The 22041-nt window shown below is 71.1% G+C and carries 23 protein-coding genes; 9 read left to right on the forward strand and 14 right to left on the reverse strand.

Annotated elements, in window-relative coordinates; genetic code table 11:
• The first annotated feature begins 34 nt into the window (after positions 1 to 34).
• Positions 35 to 742, forward strand: coding sequence for an SDR family NAD(P)-dependent oxidoreductase (locus AB0H78_RS37180; protein WP_363239244.1), 708 nt, complete (start codon positions 35 to 37; stop codon positions 740 to 742).
• Positions 743 to 752: 10 nt separating this feature from the next.
• Here AB0H78_RS37180 and AB0H78_RS37185 read toward each other — a convergent pair whose 3' ends face one another.
• Entirely contained in the window at positions 753 to 1160 is a 408-nt protein-coding gene (locus tag AB0H78_RS37185) for a VOC family protein (protein ID WP_363239245.1), read from the reverse strand.
• A gap of 249 nt (positions 1161 to 1409) precedes the next feature.
• Here AB0H78_RS37185 and AB0H78_RS37190 point away from each other — a divergent pair, with 249 nt between their 5' ends.
• Positions 1410 to 2051, forward strand: coding sequence for a helix-turn-helix domain-containing protein (locus tag AB0H78_RS37190; protein ID WP_363239246.1), 642 nt, complete (start codon positions 1410 to 1412; stop codon positions 2049 to 2051).
• 6 nt (positions 2052 to 2057) lie between these two features.
• Here AB0H78_RS37190 and AB0H78_RS37195 read toward each other — a convergent pair whose 3' ends face one another.
• Positions 2058 to 3557, reverse strand: a complete 1500-nt coding sequence (locus AB0H78_RS37195) for a hypothetical protein (protein WP_363239247.1) — start codon at positions 3555 to 3557, stop codon at positions 2058 to 2060.
• Positions 3558 to 3622: 65 nt separating this feature from the next.
• On the opposite strand from AB0H78_RS37195, the gene AB0H78_RS37200 reads away from it, so the two are divergent.
• Positions 3623 to 4303, forward strand: coding sequence for a DUF305 domain-containing protein (locus AB0H78_RS37200; protein WP_363239248.1), 681 nt, complete (start codon positions 3623 to 3625; stop codon positions 4301 to 4303).
• On the opposite strand, the gene AB0H78_RS37205 is transcribed toward AB0H78_RS37200, so the two are convergent.
• Positions 4300 to 4779 (reverse strand): DUF6214 family protein, encoded by a 480-nt coding sequence (locus AB0H78_RS37205; protein WP_363239249.1) that lies wholly within the window; start codon positions 4777 to 4779, stop codon positions 4300 to 4302. The genes AB0H78_RS37200 and AB0H78_RS37205 overlap by 4 nt on opposite strands.
• 261 nt (positions 4780 to 5040) lie before the next feature.
• On the opposite strand from AB0H78_RS37205, the gene AB0H78_RS37210 reads away from it, so the two are divergent.
• Positions 5041 to 6405 carry an FAD-dependent oxidoreductase gene (locus AB0H78_RS37210; RefSeq protein ID WP_363239250.1) on the forward strand — a complete coding sequence of 455 codons (1365 nt, stop codon included), beginning with the start codon at positions 5041 to 5043 and terminating at the stop codon, positions 6403 to 6405.
• 37 nt (positions 6406 to 6442) lie between these two features.
• A complete protein-coding gene (locus AB0H78_RS37215) occupies positions 6443 to 7828 on the forward strand; it encodes a nucleobase:cation symporter-2 family protein (protein WP_363239251.1) in 1386 nt (461 codons plus the stop codon).
• Here the strand turns inward: AB0H78_RS37215 and AB0H78_RS37220 are convergent.
• Positions 7757 to 8116 (reverse strand): transcriptional regulator, encoded by a 360-nt coding sequence (locus AB0H78_RS37220; RefSeq protein WP_363239252.1) that lies wholly within the window; start codon positions 8114 to 8116, stop codon positions 7757 to 7759. The genes AB0H78_RS37215 and AB0H78_RS37220 overlap by 72 nt on opposite strands.
• A 95-nt stretch (positions 8117 to 8211) precedes the next feature.
• Here AB0H78_RS37220 and AB0H78_RS37225 point away from each other — a divergent pair, with 95 nt between their 5' ends.
• On the forward strand, positions 8212 to 9291 hold the full coding sequence (locus tag AB0H78_RS37225; protein ID WP_363239253.1) for an NADH:flavin oxidoreductase/NADH oxidase: 1080 nt from the start codon (positions 8212 to 8214) through the stop codon (positions 9289 to 9291).
• Between the two features lie 27 nt (positions 9292 to 9318).
• Here AB0H78_RS37225 and AB0H78_RS37230 read toward each other — a convergent pair whose 3' ends face one another.
• The 6 genes from AB0H78_RS37230 to AB0H78_RS37255 all read right to left on the reverse strand — a co-directional run bounded on the left by AB0H78_RS37230 (position 9319) and on the right by AB0H78_RS37255 (position 15383).
• Positions 9319 to 10176 (reverse strand): GNAT family N-acetyltransferase, encoded by an 858-nt coding sequence (locus tag AB0H78_RS37230; RefSeq protein ID WP_363239254.1) that lies wholly within the window; start codon positions 10174 to 10176, stop codon positions 9319 to 9321.
• A 15-nt stretch (positions 10177 to 10191) separates the two neighbouring features.
• The gene (locus tag AB0H78_RS37235; protein ID WP_363239255.1) at positions 10192 to 10911 is read right to left on the reverse strand and encodes a cupin domain-containing protein; all 720 of its coding nucleotides are present in this window, start codon (positions 10909 to 10911) and stop codon (positions 10192 to 10194) included.
• Entirely contained in the window at positions 10905 to 11822 is a 918-nt protein-coding gene (locus AB0H78_RS37240; RefSeq protein ID WP_363239256.1) for a PmoA family protein, read from the reverse strand. Before AB0H78_RS37240 ends, AB0H78_RS37235 begins: the two co-directional genes overlap by 7 nt.
• Positions 11819 to 12964: a Gfo/Idh/MocA family oxidoreductase gene (locus AB0H78_RS37245; protein ID WP_363239257.1), complete on the reverse strand. Its 1146-nt coding sequence runs from the start codon at positions 12962 to 12964 to the stop codon at positions 11819 to 11821. The genes AB0H78_RS37240 and AB0H78_RS37245 overlap by 4 nt, the downstream gene beginning before the upstream one ends.
• A 120-nt stretch (positions 12965 to 13084) precedes the next feature.
• The gene (locus AB0H78_RS37250) at positions 13085 to 14059 is read right to left on the reverse strand and encodes an acetylxylan esterase (RefSeq protein WP_363239258.1); all 975 of its coding nucleotides are present in this window, start codon (positions 14057 to 14059) and stop codon (positions 13085 to 13087) included.
• A complete protein-coding gene (locus AB0H78_RS37255; RefSeq protein WP_363239259.1) occupies positions 13992 to 15383 on the reverse strand; it encodes a glycosyltransferase 87 family protein in 1392 nt (463 codons plus the stop codon). The genes AB0H78_RS37250 and AB0H78_RS37255 overlap by 68 nt, the downstream gene beginning before the upstream one ends.
• A 115-nt stretch (positions 15384 to 15498) precedes the next feature.
• On the opposite strand from AB0H78_RS37255, the gene AB0H78_RS37260 reads away from it, so the two are divergent.
• The gene (locus AB0H78_RS37260) at positions 15499 to 16653 is read left to right on the forward strand and encodes a molybdopterin-dependent oxidoreductase (protein ID WP_363239260.1); all 1155 of its coding nucleotides are present in this window, start codon (positions 15499 to 15501) and stop codon (positions 16651 to 16653) included.
• Between the two features lie 324 nt (positions 16654 to 16977).
• Here AB0H78_RS37260 and AB0H78_RS37265 read toward each other — a convergent pair whose 3' ends face one another.
• The 3 genes from AB0H78_RS37265 to AB0H78_RS37275 are packed head-to-tail and all read right to left on the reverse strand — an operon-like array spanning position 16978 to position 18946.
• The gene (locus AB0H78_RS37265) at positions 16978 to 17661 is read right to left on the reverse strand and encodes a class I SAM-dependent methyltransferase (protein ID WP_363239261.1); all 684 of its coding nucleotides are present in this window, start codon (positions 17659 to 17661) and stop codon (positions 16978 to 16980) included.
• Positions 17658 to 18269: a DUF2064 domain-containing protein gene (locus AB0H78_RS37270; RefSeq protein WP_363239262.1), complete on the reverse strand. Its 612-nt coding sequence runs from the start codon at positions 18267 to 18269 to the stop codon at positions 17658 to 17660. The genes AB0H78_RS37265 and AB0H78_RS37270 overlap by 4 nt, the downstream gene beginning before the upstream one ends.
• Positions 18266 to 18946, reverse strand: coding sequence for a glycosyltransferase family 2 protein (locus AB0H78_RS37275; protein WP_363239263.1), 681 nt, complete (start codon positions 18944 to 18946; stop codon positions 18266 to 18268). Before AB0H78_RS37275 ends, AB0H78_RS37270 begins: the two co-directional genes overlap by 4 nt.
• A gap of 122 nt (positions 18947 to 19068) precedes the next feature.
• On the opposite strand from AB0H78_RS37275, the gene AB0H78_RS37280 reads away from it, so the two are divergent.
• Both AB0H78_RS37280 and AB0H78_RS37285 read left to right on the forward strand, forming a co-directional pair.
• Positions 19069 to 19797, forward strand: a complete 729-nt coding sequence (locus AB0H78_RS37280; protein ID WP_363239264.1) for a response regulator transcription factor — start codon at positions 19069 to 19071, stop codon at positions 19795 to 19797.
• A complete protein-coding gene (locus AB0H78_RS37285; RefSeq protein WP_363239265.1) occupies positions 19794 to 20906 on the forward strand; it encodes a HAMP domain-containing sensor histidine kinase in 1113 nt (370 codons plus the stop codon). Before AB0H78_RS37280 ends, AB0H78_RS37285 begins: the two co-directional genes overlap by 4 nt.
• Here AB0H78_RS37285 and AB0H78_RS37290 read toward each other — a convergent pair.
• Positions 20881 to 21930, reverse strand: a complete 1050-nt coding sequence (locus tag AB0H78_RS37290) for an NAD-dependent epimerase/dehydratase family protein (RefSeq protein WP_363239266.1) — start codon at positions 21928 to 21930, stop codon at positions 20881 to 20883. The genes AB0H78_RS37285 and AB0H78_RS37290 overlap by 26 nt on opposite strands.
• Positions 21931 to 22041: the final 111 nt, after the last annotated feature.

Consider the following 22041-nt stretch of genomic DNA (forward strand, 5'->3'; position numbering starts at 1 on the left):
GGCTGTCCGGGCGGGCGGGCCGCAGGCTGGATCCATGACCACCACACTGATCACCGGAGCGAACAAGGGTCTCGGATTCGAGACCGCCCGCCGACTCGTCGCGGCCGGACACACCGTCTACATCGGAAGCCGGGACGCCGAACGCGGGCGCGGGGCCGCCGAGCAGCTGGGAGCGCGCAGCGTCCGGCTCGACATCACCGACCAGGCATCCGTCGATGCCGCCGCGCGGACCATCGCGGCCGACGGCGGCCTCGACGTACTGATCAACAACGCAGGCATCGAGGAGCGGGGCCCGGGCAACACCGTGATCGGCGCCGCGGACGTGACCGCCGAGACCATGCGCGCGACGTTCGAGACGAACGTCTTCGGCACGGTGCGCGTCCTGCACGCCTTCCTCCCGCTGCTGCAGCGCTCGGCCGCGCCGGTCGTCGTCAACCTCAGCAGCGGTCTGGCCTCACTGACCCGCGTCAGCAGCCCGGATACGCCGACCCACGCCTACCCGGGCGTCGCCTACCCGGCGTCGAAGGCAGCGGTCAACATGATCACCGTGCAGTACGCGAAGGCCTTCCCCGGCCTGCGGATCAACGCGGTCGAGCCCGGTTTCACCAAGACCGACCTGAACGGCAACACCGGCGTCCAGACCGTCGAGCAGGGCGCCGAGATCATCGTCCGCATGGCTCAGGTCGGCCCCGAAGGTCCCACCGGGACCTATGTCGACGCCGAGGGCGAACTGCCCTGGTAGGGCCTCGCGTTCAGGAATTGGACCAGGCGCGGGTGCAGAGCACCAGCCGGTACCCGTCCGGATCCTCGACGGTGACGCCCCACTCGTTCCAGTACGGATTCGGCGACAGGACGCGCTTGCCGCCGTGCTCCTCGAGACGGTCGACCAGCTCGTCGGGAACGGGCCCGTCCAGATAGACGACGAGCAGGTCCTCCTCGGTGGGACGCGGCGCGACAGCATGGGCGGCATCGTGTACGAGTTCGAGGTGCCAGGCCGCGTCGGGCCCGCCCACCATGAGCAGATCGTGCTCCCCCGCGGCCTCCCCCTGGGCGCGCCACAGCACCCCGAGCCCGAGGCCGCCGACCCAGAACCGCTCGGCCGCGGCGAGATCACGGGACGGGCGGGCGATGCGGATATGACTCCGACCGGTGAATGACATGGGACCCCTCCTGGCAGCACGCTCCGCTGCGTGCCGTTTTTCAGAGCGTAGGCGCCAGGCGATCTTGCGCGCATCGGACTTTGGTCGCAGGTCCTTTGGCCGGGACCACACAAAAAAACCGACCGGATCAGGCGATCCCCCGCGTCGCCTGATCCAGCCGTGGGCCCCACAGAACAGACCCCTGACAGGGGTCTTTGCAGGACGCGTTGATTATAGTTGGCTGAGAGCCAGTCAACGCAGGAGTCAAGCATGTCCCCGCGCAGCCCATCGGTCAATGAGGAGTTGCGGCGGCGTTCCCGCGAGCGGCTGCTGCAGGCGACCGTCGAGCTCGTGGGCGAGCGGGGGTACGAGGCGACGACGCTCGGCGACATCGCCGACCGGGCCGGCTCGGCCCGCGGGCTCGTCTCGTACTACTTCCCCGGAAAACGCCAGCTGCTGCAGTCGGCCGTGCACCGGCTGATGCACCGCACGCTCGCCGCGGCCCTGGAGCGCGAGCCGCGGACCGAGGACGGTCAGGAACTCCTGGCGCGGGCGATCGACGCGATCCTGGGGCTTGCCGGTGATCATCCGGTGCTGATGCGCACCCACATGGCGCAGATCCTGCAGGCGGACGGCTTCGTGAAGTGCGCCGAGCAGCAGCGCCTCGCGGAGCTGCTCCGTTCGGCGGTGGCCTCTTACGGGTCCGAGGACCCGGACGCCGACTACCCGCTGCTGCGCGCCCAGTTGATGGGCACGGTCTTCGCCCAGCTGCTGCCCGGCGCCCCGATGCCGCTGACACGGCTGCGCGCCGAGCTTTTCCAGCGGTACGGGCTCGACTGGGGACTCGGCGTTCCGCCGGGCGACGAGCCGCCCGGCGGAACGCGTCATGACTTCGCGGGTGTGCCGCTGTAGTCCGCTCTAGTCGAAGTAGTCGGGCTGGGTCTGCACATTGAGCTCGTGCAGCCGTACCCGCTTCGCCGGGTCGGTGCGACGGTCGCTGAGCTTCAGTACGTCGAAGCCCTTGGCGATGTCATTGGAGTAGATGTAGCCGTTGTAGTAGTACGCCGACCACGAGCCGCCGGTGACCATGGTGTCCGTGGAGATCGGGCCGCGCTCGAAGTAGCCGATCTCCTTGGGCCTGGCGGAGTCGGTGAAGTCCCAGACGGAGACTCCGCCCTGGTACCAGGCCTGGACCATGAGGTCCTTGCCCTTGACCGGGATCAGCGATCCGTTGTGGGCGACGCAGTTCTCGGTGTCGGCCTGGTGACGCGGGATCTTGAAGTAGCTGCGGAAGACGAGCTTGCGCTTGTCGCCCTTGCCAACGATGTCGTAGATGCCGTCGGCGCCGCGGTTCGGGCCGATCGTGGCGTTGCAGGTGGCCGCGCCGCCGCCGCCGAGCTCGTCGGTGAAGACGACCTTGTCCGCCTTCTGGTTGAAGGTCGCGGAGTGCCAGAACGCGAAGTTGACGTTGTCCTGGACCCGGTCGATGACCTTCGGCTGCTCCGGGTTCTTGATGTCGAAGAGGATGCCGTCGCCCATGCAGGCGCCGGCGGCCAGGTCCTTGGAGGGCAGCACGGTGATGTCGTGGCAGCCCGTGGTCTTGGAGACGCCCGGGTTGGTGGGGCCTCCGGGGTTGCCTCCGCCGTCGGGTCCCTCGCCCGGGAAGAGCACCGGGAAGTTCACGACCGCGGACTTCTCGGGGGCGTTGCGCGGCACCTTGATGACGGAGATGCCGTCATGCGGCGGCTGGCAGTCCGGGAAGGTGGCGCTGGGCGAGTAGGAGGAGACGTAGAGGTAGATGTTCTTCTTCGACGGCACCAGGGTGTGCGTGTGCGAGCCGCACGCGGTCTCGACGGCGGCGACGTACTTCGGGTTGCGCTTGTCGCTGATGTCGAAGATCTTCATGCCCTCCCAGGAGGACTTCTCCGTCGCGGGCTGCGTCGTGGAGGCGCAGGAGTTGTCGCTCCGCGAGGAGTCCGTCGACAGGAAGAGCAGGTTCCCCGAGACGGTGATGTCGTTCTGCGATCCGGGACACAGGACCTGGGCGACCGTCTTCGGAGCCTTCGGATCGCTGAGGTCGAAGATCCTGAATCCGTCGTAGTTGCCGGCGAAGGCGTACTTGCCCTGGAAGGCAAGATCCGAGTTGGTCCCCGCGAGGGCGTCCTTGGGGATGTTGGTCAGATGCTCGATGTTGGAGCTGTGGACGACCTCGTCCTGGCCGGGTATCTCCCCGTCGGCGATCGCCGAACGGGTCTGTGCGGCAAGGGACGTCGAGGTCGACGTCGTGGCCGGGGCGTCCCCCGGATCGGGCGTCGCGACCGCCGGTCCTGCGGCGAGCAGGGTGGCGATGAGTCCGGCCGCGGCCGCCATCACACCGAGTCGTCTGCGGCGCGCTCGAGGTTCGTGCAACGAGATCACTGCGTCCTCCCTTGTATCCGTTCGTAGTTGAACGGTTCACGGACTCCGGCAGTATCGTCCTTCCCATGTACATCTCAACAGATGGCAACGGAAACGTAATGCGGGCCTGTCGGTTGGCCGTTGCCGCGGGCGTCCTGGCGGCGCTGATGACGCTGACCGCGTGCGATACGGACGAGAGCACGCAAGGCGGTCGCAAAGACGGGGCAAACGCCGGACCAAAGGTGGTGGCTCCAGGTAAACCCGGCGAACCGGCCCGGACGCTGTCGGCCGCGGATGCCGCGAAAGCCGGCCGGGACGACGCCCCCAACTCGGCCGATTTCACGTACACACAGATGATGATCATCCATCACGGCCAGGCGCTGGAGATGACGAAGCTGGTCGCGCAGCGCGCCGATGCCGAGAGCGTGAAGAAGCTCGCCGAGCGCATCGCGGCGGCTCAGGGGCCCGAGATCGGCGCGATGCAGGGCTGGCTGGACACCCATGGCGGTGCGCGCAAGCAGGGCGGGCACGACCACGCGTCCATGCCCGGGATGGCCACCGCGGCCCAACTCGCCCAGCTCCGCGCGGCGAAGGGCAAAGCCTTCGACGAACTCTTCCTGAAGCTGATGACCACTCACCATCAGGGAGCGATCACCATGGCCACCGAGGTGCTCTCGGAGGGGAACAACGTGCTGGTCGAGGAGATGGCCAACGACGTCGTGGCACAGCAGACTTCGGAGATCGGCAGGATGCGCGCGATGTCCTAACGGCGGTTGTGACGGGGTGCCAGATATCCCTCGTCCCGCGCACCGGCGATCAGCCTGAGCGACTTGCGGCGGCTGTGGCCGGTCGCGCACATCACCGCGAGCACCGGATCGCGGCCGTCCTGCTGGGCCGCTCGGTACGCATCGGCGGCGATGCGCCGGCCGGCGCTGCCGCGCGGCCAGGAGGGGCGGGCCCTGCGTACGGCGGGAGGTTCTTCCGCGTACCCGCCTTCGTAGTACGGGTGCGGGACGGTCGCGCCGAGCCGGTGCTGCTCGACCACCACCTGGCAGGCGTCCTCCAGCGGTCCCTCGATCCAGTCGGCGAGCGCCGCGAAGCCGTCCAGCGACAGCGGCGGGTCCGCGCGCATGTCCTCGATGGCGATCCGCCCGTCCGAGGCCACGGCAAGCACATCGATACGCGCCCCGTCGGCAAAGGTCAGCCGGATGTTGAACCAGGGCGGCAGGATCTCGCGGCGCATTCCCGTGCCACCCCAAGGAGTTCCGACGGGGTCGGAGGTGACGGTGCCGTGGCCCTGCAGTTCCCACACAGGCCATACCGACACCGCACCATTAGGGGCATAACGGCCTGTAGTGTTAAAAAAGGTACTTTCCGTCACCACTGCAACTTAACTATCTGATTGACGCCGTTGACGGCGGCGCGCAGAATGCTCCGGCGCAAGGCACCCCGATGCCGCACTGCGGTGCGATGCTGAGAGCACCCAGCGGGAAGGGGCACCGTCGTGCTTCGTGTCGCCGTAGTCGGTTCGGGCCCCAGCGGGGTCTACACGGCCCAGTCCCTCGTCGAACAGAGCGCGGTGCCCGGTGTGCACGTGCACGTACTGGACCGGCTGCCCTGCCCGTACGGTCTGGTGCGCTACGGAGTCGCTCCCGACCACGAGAAGATCAAGTCGCTGCAGAACAATCTGCGGGCCGTGCTGGAGCACGAGCGGGTGAGCTTCGTCGGCGGCGTCGAGGTGGGCAAGGGAGCGCTGACACCCGCCCGCCTGCTCGGCCTCTACCATGCTGTCGTGTACTGCGTGGGGGCCGCGAAGGACCGCCGGCTGGGCATCCCCGGCGAGGAGCTGGCGGGGAGCTGCTCGGCCACCGACTTCGTCTCCTGGTACAGCGCGCATCCCGACGCGGCCTCCAACGGCTTTGCGCTGGGGGCCCGTTCGGCCGTGGTCGTCGGGGTGGGCAATGTCGCCGTCGACGTCGCACGGATTCTCGCGCGCGGCGCGCAGGAGCTGCTGCCCACCGACGTTCCGCAGGCGGCGCTCGGAGCGCTGGCCGGCAGCCAGGTGCGCGAAGTCCATATGGTCGGCAGGCGCGGCCCCTCCCAAGCCCGCTTCACCACCAAGGAGTTGCGCGAGCTCGGCTCCCTCCCGGATGCCGACGCAACGGTGGACGGCCCGGAACTGGCGCTGGATCCGGCTTTCGCGGATCCTTCGGGGCTGCTCGCGGTGAACCGGCGCAATGTGGCCGTACTGCGCGAGTGGGCGCAGGCACCCCCGCCCCAGGGGCACTCACGCAGCATCCGGCTGCGCTTCTTCCTGCGGCCGGTGGAGGTGCTGGGCGACGGCGGCCGGGTGAGCGGGGTGCGGTTCGAACGGACCGTCCCCGACGGGCACGGCGGCGTGCGGCCCACCGGCGGGTACGAGGACATCGAGGCCCAGCTGGTGCTGCGCGCCGTCGGCTACCGGGGCGCTCCGCCGGCGGGTCTGCCCTTCGATCCCGCATCCGGCACCGTTCCGCACGAGGCGGGCCGGATGCTGCGGGAGGGCGCCCAGGCGCCTGGTGAGTATGTGGCGGGGTGGATCAAGCGCGGCCCGACCGGGGTGATCGGCACCAACCGCCCGTGCGCCAAGGAGACGGTGGCCTCGCTGCTCGCGGACGCGTCATTTCTCGTACAACGGCGGCCGGCCGACGATCCTCTGGACGCGATGCGGAAGCTGGGGCTGCGTCCGGTCGAGTGGCCGGGGTGGCTGGCGATCGAGGCGGCGGAAGCGGACCTGGGGATCTCGCTGGGGCGGCGGTCGGTGAAAATCCCGGACTGGGCCGGGCTGTTGGGGGCCGCCTACGGCGACACCTCGCTGCAACATCCCTGAAATCAACAGATTGTTTAGCCGCTCTACGGTCTCGGGCATGACAACACCGACGCAGACCGCGGTGCACCCGGTCGATGAAGTCCCGCCTCCTTCCCAGCTGGCCGCCTTCGGGCTCCAGCATGTGCTCGCCATGTACGCGGGCGCCGTGGCCGTGCCGCTGATCGTCGGTGGAGCGATGAAGCTCTCGCCCGCCGATCTCGCGTATCTGATCACCGCGGATCTGCTCGTCTGCGGTATCGCGACGCTCATCCAGTGCATCGGCTTCTGGCGGTTCGGGATACGGCTGCCCATCGTGCAGGGCTGCACGTTCGCGGCGGTCTCGCCCATGGTCCTCATCGGTACGACCGGCGGCGGGCTGCCCGCGATCTACGGTGCCGTGATCGTGGCGGGCCTTGCGATGATGCTGCTCGCCCCGGTGTTCGGGAAACTCCTGCGGTTCTTCCCGCCGCTGGTGACCGGGACGGTGATCCTGATCATCGGGCTCTCGCTCCTGCCGGTCGCGGGCAACTGGGCCGGGGGCGGGGCGGGTGCACCGGACTTCGGGGAGCCGAAGAACATCGGCCTCGCCGCCTTCGTGCTGGTGGTGGTGCTGGGCGTACAGCGTTTCGCACCGCCCGCGCTGAGCCGTATCGCCGTGCTCATCGGCATCGTGGTCGGCGTGTTGGTCGCGATTCCGGCCGGATTCACCGACTTCGGGGGCGTCGGGGACGCCGACTGGGTGGGCATCAGTACGCCGTTCCACTTCGGGGCGCCGACCTTCCACGCGGCGGCGGTCATCTCGATGCTGGTGGTGGCGCTGGTGACGATGACCGAGACGACAGGTGACTTCATCGCGGTCGGCGAACTCACGGACCGGCCGGTCGAGCCGCGGATGCTCGCCGACGGACTGCGGGCCGACGGCCTTTCGACCGTGCTGGGCGGCGTCTTCAACACCTTTCCGTACACCGCGTTCGCGCAGAACGTGGGTCTTGTGGGCATGACGCGGGTCCGCAGCCGCTGGGTCGTCGCCACCGCCGGCGGGATTCTCGTGGTGCTGGGGCTGCTGCCGAAGCTCGGTGCGGTGGTCGCCGCCATCCCGGCGCCCGTGCTGGGCGGAGCGGGTCTGGTGATGTTCGGAACGGTCGCGGCGAGCGGGCTGCGGACCCTGACGAAGGTGGACTTCACCGGCAACCACAATCTGACCGTCGTCGCCGTCTCGGTCGCGGTCGGCATGCTGCCGGTGGGTGTTCCGGGGATCTACGCGAAGTTCCCCGACTGGTTCCAGACGGTGATGGACAGCGGCATCAGTGCGGGCTGCCTGACCGCTCTCGTACTCAATCTGCTCTTCAACCACCTGCCGGGGCAGGGAAGTTCAGCTGCCGCCGAGCCGGTGGGCCTGCCCGGCAGCCGCCGCGAGGACGCTGTCCAGAAGGCCGGGGAATAGCGCGTCCAGGTCATCGCGGCGCAGACCGTTCATCTTGGCGGTGCCGCGGTAGACCTGCTGGATCACGCCGCTCTCGCGGAGCACCCGGAAGTGGTGGGTCGTCGTGGACTTGGTGACGGGGAGCACGAAGTGCGAGCAGGAGAGCTCCTGTTCCTCCGCCGCCAGGTCGCTGACCACGGACAGCCGGATCGGGTCGGAGAGCGCGTGCAGGACGCCCTCCAGTCTGATCTCCTCGCGTGCGGGGTGGGCGAGTTCTCGGGTGCTCGGTGCAGTGGTCACGGGATTCATTGTACGAGACTCATCGTAGTTTGACATTCACCGTACTACGATGGGTATCGTACGACCCGTACAGACGTCGTCCCGAGTCCTGAGCGGAGTCCGCCGTGAGCGCACTGTTCGAGCCCTACACCCTGCGGTCGCTGACCATTCCGAACCGGGTGTGGATGCCCCCGATGTGCCAGTACAGCGCCGCCCCTGACGGCGCGCTGGCCGGTGCCCCGCACGACTGGCACTTCGCGCACTACGCGGCACGCGCCGTCGGCGGCACCGGGCTCATCATCGTCGAGGCCACCGCGGTCTCTCCCGAGGGCCGGATCAGCCCGTACGACCTCGGGATCTGGAACGACACCCAGGTCGAGGCCTTCCGCCGGATCACCACATTCCTCAAGGGGCAGGGCACCGTCCCCGGCATCCAGCTCGGTCACGGCGGCCGCAAGTCCTCGACCGATCAGCCGTGGAAGGGCGGGGCGCCGGTAGGGCCCGAGGCGCACGGCTGGCAGCCGCTGGGGCCGAGCGCGCTCGCGTTCGACGCCAGGCACCCCGTCCCCACCGAGCTCACCGTCGAGGCGATCCGCGAGATCGTCGCGCAGTTCGCCGACGGTGCGCGGCGCGCGCTGGACGCCGGATTCCAGGTCGCCGAGATCCACGGCGCCCACGGCTATCTGATCAGCGAGTTCCTCTCGCCGCACTCCAACGTGCGCACCGACGCGTACGGCGGCTCCTTCGAGAACCGGACCCGCTTCGCCCTCGAAGTCGTCGACGCCGTACGGGAGGTGTGGCCCGAGGAGCTCCCGCTGTTCTTCCGTATCTCCGCCACCGACTGGCTGGACGAGGGCGGCTGGACGGCGGACGACACCGTGCGCTTCGCCGGGCTGCTCAAGGCCCATGGGGTCGACCTGCTCGACACGTCGACCGGCGGCAACGCCTCGGGCGTCCGGATTCCGACCGGGCCCGGCTACCAGGTCCCGTTCGCCGCGCGCGTCAAGGCCGAGACCGCACTGCCCGTCGCCGCCGTCGGCATGATCACCGACCCGGAGCAGGCGGAGAAGATCCTGGCCAACGGCGAGGCGGACGCGGTGCTGCTCGGCCGTGAGCTGCTCCGCAACCCCTCATGGGCCCGGCATGCCGCGCGGGAGCTGGGCGCGGACGTGCACGTTCCCGACCAGTACCACCGCTCCGTGTAGCGCGTCACTCCGCCTGACCGCAGGCTGCTAGCCGAGTTCGAGCGTGGTCACGCCGTAGACGCGGTGCGCCGCGACCGGGCGGATCGGCCCTGTGTACATCCGGGCCGTCGCGAACGTCGGCTCCAGACCCAGCGACTCGGCCATCGCGACGGCCTCCGGGTTGGAGTCGGGGACGTCCAAAGCGACGGGGGCTCCCCCGGTCTCCGCCGCCAGGGCGGCGAGGAGTGCCCATGCATCGGTCACGGTGTCGGCGAACAGCGGACCGATGCGGTACGTGTCGCGGGCCGGGCGAATCACTCCGTAACCGGTGAGCCTGCCGTTCACGACCCGGGCGAGCGCACGATGTCCCGGCTGGGTCAGCCAGCGGTCCAGGAAGTGCGGGCGGTCCGCCGGGCAGCAGGTGCTGTCGTAGGCGAGGAGGGCCTGGCGGTCCGCCGCCCCGATGGGTCCGATGTGCGCCGGCGGTGCGCTCGCGGGGGCGATGGTGCCGACGTGGCGGACCGTGCCGTGAGCCCGTTCGAAGCCCGAACTGCGGTAGTTGTCCTGCTGGTCGGGTACGCCGTCGAGGCCGACCGTGCGGGAGCCCGCGTGGGCGAGGGCCGTCTTCCAGGTGGCCAGGCCGTGTCCGCGGCCCCGGTGGTCGGGGCGGACGAGATAGAAGCCCAGGAAGGCGTAGTCCGGACCGTAGTTGACCACCGAGACGGCGGAGACCGGCTTGCCGTCGATACGGCCGACGAAGAAGCCCTCGGGGTCCTGGGCGAAGAAGCTGTCGAGGTCGGCGAGGCCTGGATTCCAGCCCTCGGCCGCCGCCCAGTCGACGATCGCCGGCCACTCCTCACAGGTGGCCCGCGCGATGTCGAGTTCTCCGGCGGCCGGGTCCGTCATCGATGCCCCTCTTCGTCACACGGCTGGATAGACGTCCAGTCTGCCGCACATGCCGAACCTGCCGTACGCGGCGGGCTGTTCGGCGCGTACGGCTGCTTGCGCGAGGTACGTGGCGTCGCCTTCGGCGAGGTGGTCCAGCTGTTCGCCGGTGGCCGCCGACGCCGCCGCCGCGCCGCGCTGCCACCGCTCGCGCCACGCGGGCAGTTTTGGCCGTACGAGCGCGGCCGCCGCACGGTGGAAGGCGGCGAGGGGGGCCGGGTCGCCCGCTTCCGTCGCCGCGCGCAGCGCGAGGAAGCCCTCGACGGCGAGGTCGCGCCGTGTGCGGGCCGCCAACTCCTGTGTCCTCTCCGGCGAGTCGAGGGGCAGTGCGGTCGCCGCCCTATAGGTGTCGGGGTCGGTGAGGTGGCGCGGCGGCAGGGTGAGGACGGCGTCGCCCGCCTCGGGCAGGCCGCTGTTCTGCATCAGGACGACCAGGCGCAGGCCGTCGTCGTTGATCAGACGGTGGATGGTGCCGGGGGTGAACCAGACCAGGGCGCCCGCGCTCAGCGGCGTCTGCAGGAAGCCGGAGGCCGTGAGGGTCTGGACGGCGCCGCTGCCTCCGGTGACGACGTATCCCTCGGTGCAGGTGAGGTGCAGGTGCGGGGTGCCGCCGCGCAAGCCGTCGGCGGCCGGCCAGTCGTAGACGCGCAGATGCGATACGGCGACGGAGCCGGGCGGGCCCGCGTGCGTCACCATGGGTGCTCCTTCAGGTAGTCGGTGATCTCGTCGCGCTCCCAGGCCCGGTCGGCGACGACGATCCGGTAGCCGCGGGTGAGCGTCTCCCCCGGGGCCAGGACCAGGTCGTCGAAGAACGCGAAGGAAGGGGCGACGGCGGCGAACGGGTCATTGCGTACGAACCAGTGGGAGGGGTGCTGTCCCGCGCGGTCGTTCTCCGGTGCGTGGACGAACAGCAGGGTGGCATGGCCGTCGGCACCGTCGTGTTCGCCCGTGTAGGCCAGCCAGGGCGCCTGTTGTCCCATCAGGCCCGGCCCTTCGTCGTGCGGTGCGAGGATGCGGCCCTCTCGGAAGGCGCGCGGTCCGCGCCAGAACAGCCCGGTGTAGCCCGCGAGTTCACGGCCCTGGGTGGTGGGGCTGCCGAAGACCAGGGGCACCTCGCGGCGGTTGGTGATCGCACTGGACCAGGTGAGGGCCCAGGAACCCGCGTCCGCGTCGAGGTCGTGGATGTCGATACGGCGCGCCTCGTCGGCCCAGTGCTCGCCGTCGTACGGGTGCCAGCTGAGCCGCTCCGCGATGGTCGCCCGTCCCTCGGCGGAGGCCACTTCGTCGAAGCCGAGGTGCGCCATCGAGCCGACGCGTTCGGGGAGTTCGAGGTAGCCCTCGCCGTGCACGTAGCTGTTGCCGCCCCAGAGGTTCTGGCCGGAGAGGTGGGAGGCCGTCATCTGCAGGCCCTTGTGCCAGCGGTGGTCGTTGGGGCGGTAGTCGGTGACCGTGCGGCCCGCGAGGGTCCTGATGGGGTGGAGGTAGGGCTTCGGGGACTCCCAGGCCGCCTCGGGCCGGTAGACGTAGCGCAGGAGTTCGGTGCCCGAGGGTGCGGTGACCGCGATGTGGTCGCCGTGCGTGTGGGTGATCCGCGGGTCGGCGTTCATGCCCGTACCTCCTCGGTGGCGGGTGCCCAGCCGGGTGCTCCGCCGTGGAGAGCCGTGTAGTAGGGGTCGCCGGGGCCGATGTCGCCGCTGCGGACCGTGGTGTCGGTGAAGGCCGACTTGTAGAGCGCGGCGATCAGTTCCAGGCTGGTGCGGCCGTCGGCGCCGCTGCTGCGCGGGCGGCGGCCGGCGCGCAGGTCGGCGAGGAGCGCGCGCAGCTGGGCGAGGTGCGAGCTGGGGATGTCGGGGCCGAACTCCCGCCATGCGGCGGCCTGTTCGGCCGGGACATCGGGTGCGGGGGTGATGCTCCAGTCGGCGTTGCTGTGGCCGTAGAGGTGGGTGAGTTCCACGGTGGCCTGCTCGCAGTCGATCCGGATGCGGCTCACCTCATCGGGGCTGAGCACGCTGTTCACCACGGTCGCCATGGCGCCGTTCTCGAAGCGTACGAGGGCGGTCGAGACGTCCTCGGTCTCGATGTCGTGGACCAGCCGGCCCGCCATCGCGCGGACTTCGGACCACGGCCCGAGCAGGTCGAGGAGGAGGTCCATCTGGTGGATGCCGTGGCCCATGGCGGGCCCGCCGCCCTCGGTCGACCAGCGGCCGCGCCACGGTACGGCGTAGTAGTCGGTGTCGCGGTACCAGGTCGTCTGGCAGTGCGCGACGAGCGGGCGGCCGAGTTCCTGGCCGGTGAGCAGTGTGCGTACGTGCTCGGCGCCGGAACCGAAGCGGTGCTGGAAGACGATCGCGGCGTACGGACCACCCCGGCCCTCGGCCGCTTCGATGGCGTCGAAGTCGGCGAGCGAGGGGCAGGGCGGCTTCTCGCACCAGACCCAGGCACCGGCCCGCAGCGCGGCCAGGGTCTGGTCGCGGTGCAGGGTGGGCGGAGTGCAGATGGTGACGAGGTCCGGCTGCTGCTCGTCGAGCATGAGCTGGAGATCGGTGTACGGGTGCCCGATGCCGTACTCGCCGCAGAAGGCATCGACCGACGCCTGGTCGATGTCGACCGCGGCGACGATCTCGATCGGCTGCTCGGCGGCGAGTGCGGTCAGCGCGGGGACATGGGCCCCGCGCGCGATGCCTCCGGTGCCGACGACCGCTACCCGGACCGACCGTTCCTGCTGAGCTCGCGTGGACGTGACAAACACCCCATCAATGGCGGGGAGAAGCGCCTGCCACCGTATAGCAAGCGCTTTCTCCAGCGGAAACGTATGGTCCCGCCCGGCGTCGGTCAAGGGTGCGGCGGCAGTCCAGGGAGCTGCCGGGTGTCAGCCCGCGGTCAGCCGCTTCGGCAGCCAGCGGAGGATGGCGGCCTCCTGGTACGGGCCGCCGCCCTCGTGGTCGTTGAAGGTGTAGACCTCGATGGCCTTGTCCTCCACCGGGTAGGCGTTGAAGGCTCCGTAGACCGTCGATGGCGGGCAGGTCTGGTCCTCCAGCGCCGTCGAGAAGAGCGCGGGTGCGCGCCCCCTGGCCGCGAAGTGGACTCCGTCGAAGTACGAGAGCGTGCGCTGGACGTCTGCGTCCGCACCCCGGTGGGTCTTGAGGTAGCGGCCGATCTCGCGGTACGGGTCCCGGTCGGTCAGCGTCGTCGCCCGCGGGAAGTCGCAGAGGAACGGCACGTCGGAGACGATCGCCGTCAGGTCGGGGACGAGTCCCGCGACCGCGAGGGTGATGCCGCCGCCCTGGCTCGCGCCGAGCGCGGCGGTGCGGGTCGCGTCCACCAGGGGGTGCGAGCGCGCGGCCTCCACGGCGCGTACCGCGTCGGTGAAGACCCTCCGGTAGTAGTAGTCGTGCGGGTCCTGGATGCCGCGCGTCATGTAGCCGGGGACCGCGGGACCGCTTCCGACGGGGTCGGGGGTGTCGCCGCCGCCCCAGGTGGAGCCCTGACCGCGGGTGTCCATGACGAAGTGGGCGAAGCCCGTGTTGGCCCAGAGGAGATGGGTGTGCGGGAGGCTGCGCCCGCCGCCGTACCCGATGAACTGCACGACCACGGGCAGCGGTTCGGTGGTGCCGGCCGGGAGGACGAACCAGCCCTTGACCGGCTGACCGCCGAATCCGGCGAAGGTCACGTCGAAGACGTCGACTCCGGTGAGACCGGTGTCGACCGGCTCGAAGCGGGCGTCGAGGTCGTGGGAGCGGGCCTCGCCCAGCGTCTTCTCCCAGAACTGGTCGAAGTCAGCCGGCTCGGTGGACCGGCTCCGATAGCTGGGGAGTTGGTCCAACGGGAGGTCGAACAGGGCCATCGTGGGCACTCCGTCTCGGGTCATCGGATGAATCGCGCAGGCGCCACCGTACGACGGCCGCACCCACCACGACCAGAGCCGCCAGCCCGTAGGCCGTCGCCCCCAGCACCGCGCGATCGCCCACCGCACCTGCGGCGACATAGCGGGCCGCACCGGCGACCGCGACCGCGAGCCACTCCCAGCGGCCGTCGAGGGCGACCAGGGCGATGAGCAGCAGGGCGTACCAGGAGTAGCCGGGCGTCATCGCCAGGAACGCCGTACCCGTCACCAACAGGCAGCCGCGCCAAGGGCGTTCGGGATCGCCCCGCAGAAGCACCCAGCCGGAGACCGCCACCATCACCATGATCACCGCGGGCAGCGCCCAGCCGTCGGGCAGGACGAGGCGCAACAGGGCGTAGCGGTCGCGGGCGCCCGCGTCGTCGTACCCCTCCTCCTGCGCATAGCCCCCGAGATAGCCGAAGACGGAGGAGCGGGATGCGAGGACGTACGGGAGATAGGCGAGCGCGATGCAGGCCGCGGCGGGGACCAGGACGGCGGCCGCCTCGCGCGGGCGGCGGCGCAGAATGCCCGGGAGGAGGACGGCGGGGAGGAACTTGACCGCGATCGCGGCTCCGAGCAGCGCGCCTCCTAGGACTCTGCGGCGTACGACGACACCGAGTGCGACGACGGCGAGCAGGACGCCGAGCACGTCCGCGTGGGCGTTGTTGACCGCCTCGAGGGGTACGGCGGGACACCAGGCCCAGAAGGCGGCGTGGCGCGGGTCGCCTCGCCGGCGCAGCACGAGGAGCAGGGCCGCGGTGGTGGCGGTCGAGAGCAGCACTCCGCCGATCTGGAGCGGTTTGTGGCGGCTGCCCGGCGGTGAGATCTCGTGGACGGCGAAGAAGTACGCCTCGGCCACCGGGGGGTAGATGGTGTGCACCGAAGGCCGGTTGATGAGGGTGGGTTGACCTGCCGGGAAGAGCCAGGGGTCGCGCAGCTGCGCGAGTTCGGGGGCGTTCGGGGCGTAGTCGTACGGGGAGATGCCCGCGGCCTGCACCCTGCCGTCCCAGGCGTAGCGGTAGGAGTCCGAGCTCGTGCGCGGCGGACCGGCGAGGCCTGTGAGGGCCACGGCGATACCGCCGACGAGCACCAGCGTCGTGACGTGCCGGGCGGGGACTTTGCGCAGGGCGAGGGCCGCGGCAGCGAAGAGCACCCAGCACGCCGCGTACCACCAGATCAGCGTGGACTGCCGGGACTCGGGGACGTCCCGGGCGAGCGTGCTGAACAGGGTGGCGGCGAGTGCGGTGAGCAGCGCCGCGGCGAGCGCGGTACGTCGGTTGATCACGTGGTCGAGCGTGCCACCGGAAGGGGGCCGGATGGCGGGCCGCGCCGGGGACGTCCGCGTTTCGTAAGGTGCGGATCGCGGTGGTCGGCACCCCGGCGGGGGTGTGATGGGTGGCATGGAACATTCACCGTCGCGGCCGGCCCTCCAGGGTCTCCTGCCGCGCTTCAAGGGCCGGCTGCACGATGCCAGGACGGCGACGGCGATCGGCCGCTGGCTGGCGGCGGCGTTCGCCGTGTGCCTGGTCACGGGCGTGGTCAGCCATTACCTGCAGCATCCGCCGGGGGCCCTCGTCGATGTGCTGCCGAGCCGGCCGGTCTGGGGCTACCGGCTGAGCCAGGGGCTTCATGTGGCGAGCGGCATCGCCGCGATCCCGCTGCTGCTGGCGAAGTTGTGGACGGTCTATCCGCGGCTGTTCGCCTGGCCTCCGGTCAGCTCGGTACGGCACGGTCTCGAGCGGCTCTCGGTGGCGCTGCTGGTCGCGGCGGCGGTCTTCGAGGTGTTCTCCGGGCTGCTCAACACGGTGCAGTGGTATCCGTGGCCGTTCTCGTTCGTGCCGGTGCACTTCGCGGTCGCCTGGGTGCTGGCCGGTTCGGTGCTGCTGCATGTGGCGGTCAAGTACCCGCTGATCGCCGCTCATTGGCGTAAGGACTCGCCCGGAACCCGCGCCCTGCCCGCCGAGGACGGACCCGACCGGCGGTCGCTGCTGCGCGGGGTGACGGCGGCGGTGGGCGCGGTCACCGTGGTGACAGTGGGGCAGTCGTTCACGCCGCTCGGCCCGCTCGACCTGCTGGCCCCGCGCCATCCCGGCCACGGGCCGCAGGGGCTGCCGGTCAACCGGACGGCCGCTGCTGCCGGGGCCCTCCAGGTGGACACCGCCGGATGGCGGCTGACCGTGGTGGGGCCGCGGTCGTACGAGCTGACGCTGGAAGAGCTGCGCGCGCTCCCGCAGAGCGCCGGCGAGCTGGCGATCGCGTGCGTGGAGGGCTGGTCGAAGTCGGCGCACTGGAGCGGCGTACGGATCCGGGACCTGCTGGACCGGGCAGGTGCGCCTCCGGGAGCCCGGCTGCGGGTGGTGTCGCTGGAGCACCGGGGCGCGTACCGGGTGATGGAGATGGGCCGCGAGTACGCCCGCGATCCGCTGACGCTGCTGGCGCTGCGGCTGAACGGCGCCGTCCTCACGCCCGACCACGGCTATCCGGCGCGCATCATCGCGCCGAACCGGCCCGGCGTGCTGCAGACCAAGTGGGTCACCCGGCTGGAGGTTCTGTGATGGTACGTCAGATCATGGGCGGAGCCGGGGTGTTGGTCATCGGGCTCGGCGTCTGGCTGTTGTCCGGTACGGGTGATCCGATGGATGCGGCTGTATGGCTGGCCGGTTCGGTGGTCCTGCACGACGGACTGATCGCACCGCTCGTGCTGGCCGTCGGGCTTCTCGTCGCGCGAGGGCCCGTACCCCGGGTGGTACGGGCCGCTCTGGTGGTCGGCGGATGCCTGACGGTCATCGCCCTGCCGGTGCTGCTGCGGCCCGGCACCCCGTCGAACTCCTCGGTGCTGCCGCTGGACTATCTCTCCAACTGGCTGATCCTGCTGGGGATCACGGCCGGGGCAGCCGTGGTGTACGCCGCAGTGCGACGAACCGGCGGCCCTGCTCCTGCCATGCGCCGGCTGCGGTCCATCCTGTGGCGCGGGCATGATCAAGAACCGCCTGAGGACCCACGCGCGCCCAGGGAAAGTCGGCTCCACTGGCTCCGCGGCCGTCGTCGACCCTGACCAGGACCCGCTCGTCCACCTCGACCGGGGCGGCCTCCACCAGCAACAGGCCGCCCCTGGAGACCAGTTGGGCCGCGCGCGCGAGCAGGATGCGCGGCTCGCCGCCGATGCCGATGTTGCCGTCGATGAGCAGCGCCGTACCCCAGCGCCCCTCGCCCGGCAGTGCGTCGAACACCGAACGGCAGAGGGCGGCTCCGCCTTCCCTGTTCGTACGGTCGACGGCCGCCGTGCTCACATCGATGCCGAGGACACGGTGGCCCAGCGCCGCCAGACCGGCGACCAGCCGGCCGGGCCCGCAGCCGATGTCCAGGACCGATCCCTCGCAGCGCTCCAGCACGGACATGTCGGCGCGGTCGGCGCCCGCGCACCAGCGCTCCACCTCCAGGGGCAGCAGCCAGCCGTCGGCCCGGCGCAGGAACAGCGGGCCGCGGCCGGTGCGCAGAGCGTCCGCGTAGGGGTCGGCCTGCCAGGCGCGCTGCTGTACGGGGGCGGGGACCACGGCGGTCATACGGCGGCGCCGAGGGTCACGGCGAACCGGGTGTGCGGAGCGGCGGCTGCCACCAGCCGGGCGTCGGCGTCGGTGTCGACGTCCCTGAGCTGCGGCAGGTCGCGCACGGTGAGTCCGGCGTCGGTGAGCCGCTTGCGCTGCAGGGAACCGGTGGCGGGTGTCGACATGGGCACTCCGCGGATCAGGTCCCCTCGGGGCTCGGCCAGGCCCAGCGCCCAGAATCCGCCGTCGTACGCCGGGCCGAACCAGGCGTCGCAGCCGTCCCACCCGTCCAGTGCGGGGGCGAGCAGCGCGGGGGTGATCTGCGGGGTGTCCATGCCGACGAGCAGCGCGGGGCCGCTGCAGAGTTCGAAGGCCGCGGCGAGGCGTTCGTCGAGGCCGCCGCCGCCCTGCGGGCAGACCTCGAAGCCCGGAGGCAGCCAGTCCCCCACGGCTCCGTCGAGCACGAGGATCCGGCGGCGTGCGGGAGTGTCCAGGACCGCGTGCAGGGTGTCGGTCAGTGCGGCTTCGGCGAGAGCGGCCGCCTCCTCGGGGGTCCAGGGCGGGGTGAGCCGTGTCTTGACGCGTCCGGGCACCGGCGCCTTGGCGATGACGAGCAAGGTGGTCACCGGGCGACCGCCCCGTCCAGCACGGCACGCATGTCGGCGACGGCCTGCCAGGTGCCCCGCCAGGTGCCGGTGACCTTGGATTTCCCGGTGCGCGGACGATACGGGACGTCGCTCTCGGCGATCCGCCAGCCCGCCTCGGACGCGCGGACGACCATCTCCAGCGGATAGCCGCTGCGCCGGTCGGTGAGGCCGAGCGCGAGCAACGCCTCGCGGCGGGCGGCCCGCATCGGTCCGAGGTCGCGCAGCTGCACGCCGGTCCGGGTGCGCAGCATCCGGGAGAGGGCGAGATTGCCGGCCCTGGCGTGCAGCGGCCAGGCACCGCGGCCCTGGGGGCGCCGCCGGCCGAGGGCCAGATCGGCTTCTCCTCCGGTCACCTGTGCCACGAGTGCGGGGAGCAGACCCGGATCGAGCGAGGCGTCGCAGTCGCAGAAGCAGACGAGGTCGGCCTTTGCGGCGAGCAGTCCCGCATGGCAGGCCGCGCCGAAGCCGCGCCGCGGCTCGTGGACGACGGTCGCGCCGAGGCGCGCGGCGATGTCCGGTGATCCGTCGGTGGAACCGTTGTCGACGACGACGGCCCGCCACCCGGCGGGAATACGTTCCAGTACCCACGGCAGGGCGGCGGCCTCGTCGAGGCAGGGGAGGATGACGTCCACGGACGTCGGATGCGAGTCGGTCACGCCCTCACCGTACGAACCAGAAACGGACATAAGGGATTTCGAGTCCTTACGAAACTCGGACGTCGTATCGCCTGAGGGGTCCGCCACGCCCGCCGCGCCCCGGTCGGTGCGAGGCTGGACGCATGCAGAACCCGCACCCGGCACCGCCACCCGCAGCGCACCCCGCGCGCATCCTGGTCGTCGACGACGACCCGACCGTCGCCGAGGTCGTCACCGGCTATCTGGAACGGGCCGGACACCTGGTCGACCGGGCCGCCGACGGACCCGAGGCGCTGCGGTGCGCCGCCGAGCGCTGGCCGGATCTGGTGGTGCTCGATCTGATGCTGCCGGGCATGGACGGCCTCGAGGTCTGCCGGGAGCTGCGCGACCGCGGTCCCGTACCCGTGATCATGCTGACCGCGCGCGGGGACGAGGACGACCGGATCCTCGGCCTGGAGATAGGTGCGGACGACTACGTGACCAAGCCCTTCAGCCCGCGCGAGCTGGTGCTGCGGGTCGAGTCGGTGCTGCGCCGCAGCCGGGCGGGAGCGGGGGAACGGCCGGGATCGCTGCTCGCCGCGGCGGGAATCGCCATGGACCCCGCGGCTCGGCGGGCGACCAAGGACGGCTCCGAACTCGCCCTGACGCTGCGGGAGTTCGACCTGCTGGAGTATCTGCTGCGCCATCCCGGACAGGCGTGCAGCCGTGAGCGGCTGATGCACGAGGTGTGGGGCTGGGAGTTCGGCGACCTGTCGACCGTCACCGTCCATGTGCGGCGGCTGCGCGGAAAGATCGAGAGCGATCCGGGCGCCCCCGTCCTCATCCAGACGGTGTGGGGCGTCGGCTACCGCTTCGAGGTGAGCGAGGCATGAAGGACATCCTGCTGATCGCCCTGTACGCATTCGCCGGGGCCTGCGCGGCCGGACTGCTCGGCGCCGTGGTGCTGCGGCTGCTGCGCCGGCGCTCCATGGCCGTCGTGCTGACCGTCGTCGCCGCGGTGGCGGTGACCGCGATGCTGGCCGGAACGCTGGTCGTGGCATGGGCGATGTTCCTGTCGACCCACGACCTGAAGGTGGTGACCCTGGTGGCCGCGATGGCGGCCGTGGTGTCGCTCGCCACCGCGCTGCTGCTGGGCCGCTGGGTCGTCGCCGGGAGCAACGCGCTCACGCTGGCCGCGCGCTCCTTCGGCGAGGGCGGCTCGTTCGCCGCACCCGACGGCGCCGCGACAGCCGAACTGTCCGAACTGGGCAGGGAATTGGCGTCCACCAGCGCCAAGCTGGCCGCTTCACGCGAGCGCGAGCGGGCCCTGGAGACCTCGCGCCGCGAGCTCGTCGCCTGGATCTCGCACGATCTGCGCACACCCCTGGCGGGCCTGCGCGCGATGTCCGAGGCGCTGGAGGACGGCATGGCGGCCGATCCCGAGCGCTACTTCCGTCAGATCCGCACCGAGGTGGACCGCCTCAACACCATGGTCGGTGATCTCTTCGAGCTCTCCCGGATCCACGCGGGCGCGCTGACGCTCACACCGACCCGGATCTCCGTGTACGACCTGGTGGGCGACGCGATGGCCGGTGCCGATCCGCTCGCCCGTGAGCACGGGGTGCGGCTGGTCGGCGGGCGCGTGGAGTCCGTCCCTGTGGAGGTGGACGGCAAGGAGATGACGCGGGTCCTCGCCAATCTGCTGGTCAACGCCATCCACCGGACACCCGCCGACGGCACGGTCGCGGTCGACGCCGAGCTGCTGGCCGGATCGGTGGTGCTGTCGGTGACCGACGGCTGCGGCGGTATCCCCGAGGGCGATCTGGAGCGGGTCTTCGACACCGGCTGGCGCGGCAGTGAGGCCCGCACTCCCCCGGCGGGTGCGGGCCTCGGTCTGGCGATCGTGCGCGGGATCGTGGAGGCCCACGAGGGGCGGGCCGCGGTCCGTAACGTCCTGGGCGGGTGCCGGTTCGAGGTCACTCTCCCCGCAGCCGGGAGCTAGCGAACTCGGTCATTCCCTCGTCGAACAGGACCTCCGGCTTCCAGCCGAGCTCGGCCGTCAGCCGCTCCGAGGACGCCGTGATGTGGCGTACGTCGCCGAGCCGGTATTCACCGGTGACGACGGGGGCGGGGCCGCCGTAGGCGCGGGCCAGAGCGCGGGCCATGTCGCCGACGGTGTGCGGGGTGCCGCTGCCGGTGTTGTACGGGGTGAGCGTGGCGGGCGGCCGGTCGCCGAGGGACTCCAGGGCGACGGCGTTGGCCGCTGCCACGTCCCGTACGTGGACGAAGTCCCTTCGCTGGCGGCCGTCCTCGAAGACCTGCGGCGCCTCACCTCGGGCGAGGGACGAGCGGAAGAAGGAGGCGACCCCCGCGTACGGCGTGTCCTTGGGCATGCCGGGGCCGTACACATTGTGGTAGCGCAGCGCCACGGCCCTGCCTCCGCTCGCTCTGGCCCAGGACGCCGCCAGGTGTTCCTGGGCGAGTTTGGTCGCGGCGTACACATTGCGGGGGTCCGTCGGCGCGTCCTCGCCGACCAGGCCCGGCTCCAGCTCGGCACCGCAGGACGGGCACAGGGGCTCGAAGCGGCCCGCGTCGAGTGCGGACACGGCGCGCGGGCCCGGGCGGACGGGGCCGTGCGCGGGGCAGTCGTAGCGGCCTTCACCGTAGACGACCATGGATCCGGCCAGTACGAGTCGGCGCACCCCCGCCTCCGCCATGGCGGCGAGCAGGACGGCCGTGCCCAGGTCGTTGCAGCTCACGTAGTCGGGCGCGTCGGCGAAGTCCTTGCCCAGGCCGACCATCGCCGCCTGGTGGCAGACCGCGTCCACACCGCGCAGGGCGCGGGCGACCGCCTGTCTGTCCCGTACGTCGGCGTGGATCCACTCGGCTTCGGGCAGCGGCGGCAGACGGGGGTGGGCGGAGGGGAGCAGGGCGTCGAGGACGACCGGGGTGTGGCCGCGGCCGGCGAGGGTGCGGACGAGGTGCGAGCCGATGAAGCCCGCGCCTCCGGTGACGAGTACGCGCATGGTCTGGACGGTAGCCGCGGTGGACGGTCCGGCAAGGCCGCGGCACCGCACCGTCACCAGTACGTAAGAACCTCCGGGCCCCGGCACGGCGGCCGCAGAACGGGCCGTTGT

The sequence above is a fragment of the Streptomyces sp. NPDC050738 genome (assembly GCF_040654175.1).
In the GTDB taxonomy this organism is placed as follows: domain Bacteria; phylum Actinomycetota; class Actinomycetes; order Streptomycetales; family Streptomycetaceae; genus Streptomyces.